The organism is Desulfobacula sp., assembly GCF_030611305.1.
Lineage (GTDB): Bacteria > Desulfobacterota > Desulfobacteria > Desulfobacterales > Desulfobacteraceae > Desulfobacula.
The window spans coordinates 1-9,248 of the sequence record NZ_JAUWQB010000112.1 but is presented as its reverse complement, the minus strand read 5'-3'; the positions used below and the strand labels follow the sequence as shown (position 1 = coordinate 9,248).

Below are 9,248 nucleotides of genomic sequence, written 5' to 3'. Positions count from 1 at the left end.
TAAAAACAGCCCCATCGAAGGGCATCTCAAGGTTCTGAACTCAAAAAAAGGAAAACTGCACCGGAATCGGCCCCACCAAGAAAAAAATTCCCCGATTTTACCTTTGGAGGGGTCTATAAAAAATTAGGCGGTGGATTTGGGACTGCTGGATGAATTGATTTTAAAGTTATCAAATGTTATAATAGTCGGGCAGGCTTCGTTTTCAGGTCCTTGACTGTCACCTGTCTGTAGTTTAAACCGCATTCGAAGTTTTTCCAAAGAAGGTTTTTTGAACTGATAGATAAGTCGCCATTTTCCTTCATCTTTTTTATAGGAAGAAATGATATTGTTTTCTTTAACTATCCTAAAGCTGCCATCCTGGTCTATAAAGGCTCCTTTGTATTTCTCAATGTTGTTTTCACCCTCTAAATCTACCCGGGTTCTTGAAAAAGGTTTTTTCCCAGGGTTCACAGCTGCATAGGTTTTATAGCTTGTTTCATCTCCAAGGGTCTGCATGACAATACCCGCATTGAAACGGCATTTTTCCTCTCCGGGGGTATATTGAATACTGTAGTCAGACTGGATATCAAAATCTCCCTCAAACGTGAATAAAGCATATATTTCAATTTCACAGGGCTCATAATTCGGTGCTTCCAGGACAAGTTTCTCATCCTTCACAGAAACAATACCTTGTGATTTTGAATAAAGGAGAACAGTCGCCCACTTGGTTTCATCGTAGAATTCAAAGGTATCGGAAAAATTCTGCCAAGTATACTTTTCGGTATCTGCGCGGACAATTTGTCCTTGAGACAAAAATACAAATAATAAGAAAGCCGGGATAGTTCGAAGGATCTGTTTTTTCATAGGTTCACCTAACTCTATGCTTTACCATTAAGAACACTTGAACTCAAGTACTGAACTTTTAGAAGATTATTACTCCCAAAATCTAAATAAACAACTATCAAAGTTGGGTCTAAAAAACAAGCGCATTCCAACCCAAATTCACCCTCGCTCCCTTTCCCTGTAATATAAAAGCCAGAAATATTATTTAATGTATGATCATCAATCACTAATTACAAGGATGTTTGAAATGTTTTTGCTTTCAAAGATTGTCCGGCAATGCTTGAACAAAAGTCCTTATTTCATACCTGACCTTGCGGTAACAATCCATTTGTTATTCCATACTATCTCCTTGCCTGGCAATTTCTTCCGCCATTTTAGGCGGGTCATCAAACCCTGCATAAACCACCTTGCAGCGGGGAGGAAAATATGGGCAGGTTTCATGGGCATGACCGCATACTATTCGATGCGCTAAAAAAACGTTTCGTCATTTGTGATAATAAGAAATATCTGTTATAAAAAATCAATTGTAAATTACTCTTTTGTATGGGTCATATCTTTGATAGATGTATATGATTTGCGGGAAGGAGTTAATCCAAAAACAGAGAAAAAATGCATTTTGGTCTGTACTGAAAGCAGAATGGTAGTTTTTTAAAGGATAAAGCATCATACCGACACTTGGAAAAAATGATTCAAAACGCATATCGATGAAGTCAAGACTCATTGTAAATACGGTCATCATTCTGATCCTGGCCCTTGGATTCAATGCAATACTGACCCTGAATTCGCTTGAAAAATTCTATGTAGAATCCATTGCCTCGCAATACAGCGTCGTTGGTAAGGATTTGAAACGAAATCTTGAACGTGCCCTAAGTTTTGGAAAGAGTATTAAAAAATTTATCGGCATGGAAAAAATCTTATTGGAAACAAAAAATAATTTAACAAAAAAGGTTTCCAAAAAAGATAAACCCAATATTATTGATACATCAACTGCAGCCGATGTATCAGTCTCAATAGTTCTGCCAGATGGTAAAATTCTTTTCAGCACTGATGAGAATCTGGTTGGCATTGTATTACCGGTACATGGAAAAATAAATTACGAAGATACCAGTGAAGACTCATTTGCACCACCTGCCTATATTAAATACAAGAACACCTATGTGACACATATATCGATTCGGGACAGGAAGAAAAACTGGGTTGCCACAGCTGTCATTATTTTTAACCAAAATCAGGTCAAATCTATAAAGAAGAAAATTCAAAAAGATAATATTAAAATCATTTCTATTCTTATATTTTGTAGTGTTATTTTTTTGTTTCTAATTTTCAGTCTTATTATACCGGGTGGTTCTAATTCTAAGGGACTTGATGCCAAATTCCCAAAATTAAAAATTCAGGTAATTATGTTTTTGGTTATTGGCATTGCCCAGATTATCTTTTCAGGAATAAACACCTACTCTTTTCGAACCTATTACCTGGAAATAAACAAACAAAAGACAAGCCAGCTCACAAATATGTTAAAAGAAGACATCGAGTTTTTCCTCAATAAAAATATTCATATCAACAAACTTGTCAAAATAGATGTCGAAATGGAAAAAATTATTACCAATTCACCAGAACTAAGTGATATCACAATTTTTGATACCAAAGGTGAACCTCTCTATTGGGCAACAAAACAGGGAACCAATAAACAGATTGCTTTTTCAATAACCAATCCGGACCCGAAATATAATTTTCGGCTTGAATTGCGGAAGGGTGAGCAGATTGAAGGATATATCTCAACAAACCTTTTAAAGAAAGCTTTGACTAAAAAACTCATTGAAATTGGGCTGGATTCAATTACAGTGATTGTTATTTCTTTTCTGTTTTTTGGTGAATTGATAGTTCTGGCATTTCAGTTTATTAGTAGACAGACGGACCGTTCCCTGGAAAACAAAATTCATTATAAGATGATCAGACCGGTAGCTTTCTTATTTCTCTTCTGCATTGATATGTCGATTTCGTTTCTTCCACTTCATATGGAAGCTATCTATGACCCACTTTTTGGACTTTCAAAAACCATGGTAATGGGACTGCCGATTTCCATGGAGATGTTTGCTTCAGGAATTGCCGTTTTATTTGGCGGAATATGGATTGACCGCAGGGGGTGGCATGAACCGTTTCTATGGGGACTTGCGATTGCCTTTGCAGGACTGATTTATTCATGGAAAGCACCAGATGCCCTTCATTTCATCCTTTCCAGAGGCCTTGTCGGGTTCGGCTACGGCCTTTCATTGATTGCAACTCAGGGGTTTGTCATTATCAACAGTGATGAAAAAAGTAAAGCTCAGGGGCTTGCTCAACTATTCGCTGGTGTTTATGCTGGAAGTATCTGCGGCGCAGCCATGGGTGCTATGCTATCGGAAAGAATAGGATATCAAGAGGTTTTTCTCATTGCGGCCTACCTTTTATTATTTTTAATTATAAGCATACTTCTCTTTATACGAAAAAACTTTATAAAACAGGAAACCATAGTGAGTGAGCAAAACGGAAAGGTTGTCAGTCTGAGTCAAATATATCATTTCTTTACCAACAGAAGTATATTCGGACTCTTATTGTTTGGAATTATTCCCAGCGCTATCGCAATGATAGGCTTTATTAATTATTTTTTCCCGATTTACCTGAACCGACTTGGGACATCACAGTCAAACATAGGCAGATTATATATGCTCTTTGGTCTTTGTCTTATTTATATTGCGCCAGCGATAAGCCGCTACATGGATGCCTCAGATAGTAAAAAGAAATATGTTTTTATCAATGGTGTGCTGGGAAGTATAGCTTTTCTCATATATTACTTTTATGGTGGTATGGTCGTTACTGCCGTAGCAATTCTTTTTTTAAGCCTTTCAATGTGTTTTGATGCATCACGCCCCTATGCATTAAAATTTAAGGAAACCCATGAACTTGGTATTGGAAAATCTTTAAGTATTTTTACATTCTTTGAAAAAATAGGCCAGGTCATCGGTCCGATCCTGTTCAGTGTTCTATTTTTTGCTCCGGATATCCGCATAGCTATGACATACCTTGGAGCGGGCTATCTACTGCTGACTATTGTTTTTATTGTAGTAGCAAAAAATGATTCAAAACAACCGAAAAACAAACATGCTGTCGAAACAGGCAAATCATGAAAAACCCTGCCTGGGATCAAAATATATCCGAAACCTATCTTGAACTCACATGCCATCACCTGCCCATGGTTAAAAAAATTATTGACACCTATGGAGATATGCCGCTTCTTGAATATGCTCAAATCCTGATTCCAAAGCCTGGAATTAAGACATACCAGTCACAAAAGGATGTACTAAAAGTTGTTTACGACTATGTGAAACCGCTCTTGGGGGAATCTGTCGCACAACAGACTGTGAAAGATCTTGACACCTATCCTGTTATTCTTACAGCCAGTCACCATGGTGTGGAATACTTTTCTCAGACATTTCAGGCAAGATTGATTTTTTCCTTGAATGTACTGAAACAAAGAATCCCAACCTCAACAATCCCGGTATTTGCCTGTGGAAATATTCCCCTTAACAATGCGGTATACCCTAGGGGAGCTCTTATCTATCAGGTAGCACCCGAAGCATTCGAAGCTATACCGATAAAATTGCCATTATTTCCGGACCGGCTTAAAAGAAGTGTTGTAAGTTCCGCACCTGGTTTTGATCTTGAAATGATTGACAGGACGTCATCAAAAGCCAATCAGATGGTTAAAGCCAAAAAGATCTCATCTTTAATTTCTGATCCTTTGCATCACATATTTCAAAAAAATTATGGGAGTGAATCTGTTGTCCACCTGCCAACTTATTCAGACCAGTCTGTTGTTGTGAATCATCTTATCTGGAAACAGCTTTTCCCCCAATTTGAATCTGTACCCAACTCGATCTGTCTTGAATTTGAAAAGATCTCCGGCAGCCTGATAAAAATTGATTTATTAAATCCCCAAAGTTTATTATGGTTTATTCTATTTGATCCGGAGCTAAGGCGTCATTTACTATCAGAATTGGATGGAATAAACGGATGCTGGAATCAGGAGGCTCTTGAGTATCAACAATCTGTATCCACCCCTGACAAACAACACGATATTTCTATGGCACAATGCGGAACTATCTTTTTTTGGGGAGTGGATGATAAAGGCCGAAAGCTATCGCTCAATATTAAAACAAATGACGCCCATATACCTGTGTTCTCCGGGATTGACGACAATGGAAATCTCTGGGAATGGCCCTATTCACAGGAAGCCATAATAGATGGCATTTCTAAGGGTCGCCTTTTACCCTCTGTTTTCTTATGTTTTGTTGTGTTATTGTTTGCGCGGGGACTTGCCTGCGTTGGAGGTTATTTTCAAGGTATTTACCTTCCGGCCATGAAAAAAGGTCTGATATCTGCGTTAAAAAAGATCCAAAAGTATGAAAACCTTATTGCCCTAATTGTACAAGTCAAGACTGATTATTATCTTGACGGCATGCAGGCGGTGATGGCAAGGATTAATAATAAATACATGGTGCCTGCAGGACCACTGGAAATCATCGCCAACGGTGGCATCACAACATCAGATATTGATAAAATGTCCACGCTCACCGTCCGGGAGGCTCATCTGGCAGATATGTTTGAAACCATACAGGATGCTGTTCCCGCTAGAACACTTCCCCTTGGATGGAAAAAGCTGCTATCTGCAGATATCTACCAATTATTGAGCCATAAAGTTGTTGTTAAATAAAACTCCCCGTCAACTCTGTCTAACTTCAAAACATCTATTTTGATGATTCTATTTCAGTAAAGATTTCATCTGCTGATCCCAATACATCTACAGGCGGGTCATATTGAATAATCTCTGCTGTTTTCAGGTTAATTGCTATTAATGGTGGTTCTTCAAACGCTTGCTCAAGCTGTCCGGGTTTTGCACCATTAAACACCTTGGCAATTGTTTCTGCAAAAAAATTGCCAACATATTTCCAGCCGGCCTGGGATATACTCATTAGAAAACCGGATTTTACCTCATTGGAGCTTGCCTGAGAAAATGTTGGAATCTGTGCTGAATTGACAATCTTGACCAGATCTGGAAGACTATTGGGGTTGATGCCGTTTTGTTCGGTGACATAGATTGCATCCACCTTTTTGCTCAACTCACGAAAACACTTTTTAACACTTTCTTCAGCCAATTTAACATCAGGGATTTCATCCTGGGTATAACAACTGACGATTTCAAACCCATACTCTTTGGATATTTTTTCTACATCATTTATAGCAGCATAGCCTCTTCCGGATTTTGTATTCGCATATGCCATACCTAATTTTTTAAATCCTATGACTTCATGAAAAACCCTGATTTGTCGCTCGTACCGAAACGTATCAACACGAGCAAGAATGTGATCATAACCTGAATCTTCTGAACTCTTTACTATTCCGGCGCCAATAGGATCTGATGTCGAGATAACGATGGTAGGTGTATGGTGCTTATTGTTTGCAAGACCCTGCCCTGCTGCCGTACCTGCTGCGATTATCAGGTCAATATCCTTTTTCGTATTCAATCGCTTAATTATTTTAGCAACCATTTTTTCTTTTAAAGTATCATCCCAGTTCGCAGTATAATGGCCGTCCTTGACAAACGCTATATAATCGCTTTTTATATTTTCCACCAACCATTTCCAAAGGTTTTTTGTCTGTTCGCCTTCCTGGTTCGGGATGGTTACAGGTTCGATCCAACCCAGCGTCATCAATTCTTTTACGGTTGACATAAATACAAGCTGATAATTAAGGTATTCTCCGCCTTCATAATAACCGATTCTCCATTTATTCTGGCCATTTGTTTTAGGCGTTGTTGCAAAATTCATCTTATCCTTTGCAGCCACAGAGGTACTAATCAAAAAAAGAAGAAAAAAAATAACAGCACTGATTTTGTTAAAACCCTTCATAGTCCCACCTTTCATATTATAATAGTTTTATATATATTAAGATCAAATATCATGCTGATTTCATTTTGGCTATCTTTATATAAATATTTATCCATTTATGCTATCTGCCGGCTGTTTGTATACAATTTTAGTAAATGGTGAAATAAAACCTTGAAGCATGCTCATGTAGTTCATTTTAAATTCAACAAAATCACCTGGTTTTAATTGTTCATGGCTATTTGTAAAATCAATAATGGTATAGTTACTATTAACGCAGACTATATCTAAACCATCAATCAGAGGTTGCAGTCCTTCGGGGTAAGTATCGGAGATGCCAAAATTCATGATGGCTCTTTTTCTCATACCTGTATACGCAAACTTTGGTGTACAGCCAAAGGCATCTTTGCCACAGATTTTTAGAGAATCAACTTTTTTTTCATTTGTCTCGAGCACATCACTTTTAAAAATCAAAACATCATCATGCAAATCAATGTGTTTTTTATTAATGGTGGGAATGTTGCCAAGAAAAATAGCTTCACCCAGCCTGATTTGATTGATTTTATCAGGCAGACGATTTTTTTCCAACCACTCAAGCATAACAGAACCGCCAATTGAAACTGTTTTAACTTCTAAACCCAATTTCATTTCAATCTGAACTGCCAATTCGTTTAAGATATTAAGATTGTCTTCATTGGGAAGCATTCCGGCACAACACCCCATATTTGAGCCAATACCGGAAAAATTAAGCTTAAAATTTTTTATTTCATGAATTTTTTTTACTATATCAACAACATTTTCCGGCAGAACACCTTCACGCAAATCACCCGTATCAACCATTAGAACAATGTTATGAGATCTATTCTGTGTGATCAATTCTTCATTTATCCTCTCTATAACTGATATTTCAGAATGAAAACTTGTACCAAAATACTTAATAATATTACTAATCTCATAAATAGAGGGCAAGGATATAAAAACTGGCTTTTTATGAAAAATTTCATCATAATTGTTTTCCATTGGCAAATTGGAAAAACCAACATTATCAATACCATTTGACATCATCTCATGAATGATCGTGGCATCTAATCCTGGACCTTTTAATATCCCTGTAATCTTTAAACCCAATTTATTACAATACTGGACCAAAAATTGGATGTTATGTTTAAGTTTTTTTATATCGACTATTAGTTGGGCCATAGTGGTATTGCTCTATTATAAAATTATCTAAATTAAATTATCTAAATTTCTTTTCCATTAAATTTTATCATCAACATGGCAATGTCATCAGATTGGGGAGCCGTTTTTGAATGTTCCTGAATACTGATTAAGACTGACTCAATGACCTCATTGGCTGATTTATCTCTATTTTTTGATACCTGGGAAAGCAATTTTTGATTTGAGTACTGCTCCGCCTCCGGGCTCATCGCTTCATTCACACCATCTGTATAAAGGAAAAAGCTCTCGCCCGGTAACAGGGTTAATAAATTATCAGAATAAGACATACCCGGCATTGCCCCAACCAACGGTTCATTTGTTCCTTCTTTATAAAACACATCCTTATCATTGGGAAGTACAATTGGCGGGTTATGCCCGCCATTGGCATACTTGATTTCACCGGTTTTTATATTCAGGATACCAATGATAAGTGTAACAAACATGGACCTTGGATTATCTGCACTTAAAATATTGTTTATATTGAACATCATTTCACTGGGTGAATACACGTTTTCACTTAATGTTCTGATCAAGGTTCTTGTCACAACCATGAACAATGCAGCTGGAATACCCTTGTCTGAGACATCACCTAAAGTAAAACACATATGATCTTTATCTATCAGGAAGAAATCATAAAGATCTCCACCAATCTCCTTAGCGGGTAACAAAGTGGCATATAGATCAAATTCCTTGTACTCTGGAAAAGATGGAAATGTTTTCGGCACCATTCCAAGCTGAATTTCCCTGGCAATGTTGAGCTCACTTTCAATTTTCTGTCTTGCAGTCGTCATTTTAACAAGATCCTGAATATTCTTGCTTAACTCCTGTCTCATTAAAATAAAAGATGAGGCAAGGTCTCCAACTTCATCTTTATATTTTCCTGGCAAATCATCAATGGGGGTTCCCTGGGTCAACGGTTTGGTAAAATCCAGTCCGGGAAGTTTTTTTGCATATGATGATAAAAGATTTATTGGCTTTGCAATACGGGTCACAAGAATAAAGACCGCAATTAATCCGGTCATAAACATCAAGGTTATTATCAAACTCTGCCTTATAACAAGTTTTTGAGCAGGCATGTTGATTTCATCGACCGGTACGATTACGCTTGTATACCATTTCAAAGGTTTGAAGTAATTACAATACACACTGGATATTTGCCATAAGGTGAGAGCAAATCATAACAACCCTGTGGATGACATGAGTTATTGCAGCGTCGTTTAAATAAAAGTGGTGAGATATGAGTTGTGAGTTGGAGATATAAAATAAGGAGGCTGCTATTTTCAGAAT

At 37.3% G+C, this 9,248-nt stretch carries 6 protein-coding genes; 2 read left to right on the top strand and 4 right to left on the bottom strand.

Annotated elements, in window-relative coordinates; genetic code table 11:
• Positions 1 to 123: 123 nt before the first annotated feature.
• A complete protein-coding gene (locus QAI40_RS15660) occupies positions 124 to 843 on the bottom strand; it encodes a hypothetical protein (protein ID WP_299983586.1) in 720 nt (239 codons plus the stop codon).
• A gap of 683 nt (positions 844 to 1,526) precedes the next feature.
• Here QAI40_RS15660 and QAI40_RS15655 point away from each other — a divergent pair.
• Both QAI40_RS15655 and QAI40_RS15650 read left to right on the top strand, forming a co-directional pair.
• The gene (locus tag QAI40_RS15655) at positions 1,527 to 3,986 is read left to right on the top strand and encodes an MFS transporter (protein WP_299983584.1); all 2,460 of its coding nucleotides are present in this window, start codon (positions 1,527 to 1,529) and stop codon (positions 3,984 to 3,986) included.
• A complete protein-coding gene (locus QAI40_RS15650; RefSeq protein ID WP_299983582.1) occupies positions 3,983 to 5,572 on the top strand; it encodes a hypothetical protein in 1,590 nt (529 codons plus the stop codon). Before QAI40_RS15655 ends, QAI40_RS15650 begins: the two co-directional genes overlap by 4 nt.
• Before the next feature lie 34 nt (positions 5,573 to 5,606).
• Here the strand turns inward: QAI40_RS15650 and QAI40_RS15645 are convergent, their stop codons facing one another.
• From QAI40_RS15645 to QAI40_RS15635, 3 genes are all read right to left on the bottom strand, one after another.
• A complete protein-coding gene (locus QAI40_RS15645) occupies positions 5,607 to 6,767 on the bottom strand; it encodes an ABC transporter substrate-binding protein (protein ID WP_299983581.1) in 1,161 nt (386 codons plus the stop codon).
• Between the two features lie 87 nt (positions 6,768 to 6,854).
• Positions 6,855 to 7,943, bottom strand: a complete 1,089-nt coding sequence (locus QAI40_RS15640) for an alanine racemase (RefSeq protein WP_299983579.1) — start codon at positions 7,941 to 7,943, stop codon at positions 6,855 to 6,857.
• A gap of 41 nt (positions 7,944 to 7,984) precedes the next feature.
• The gene (locus tag QAI40_RS15635) at positions 7,985 to 8,983 is read right to left on the bottom strand and encodes a SpoIIE family protein phosphatase (RefSeq protein WP_299983577.1); all 999 of its coding nucleotides are present in this window, start codon (positions 8,981 to 8,983) and stop codon (positions 7,985 to 7,987) included.
• Between the last annotated feature and the right edge of the window lie 265 nt (positions 8,984 to 9,248).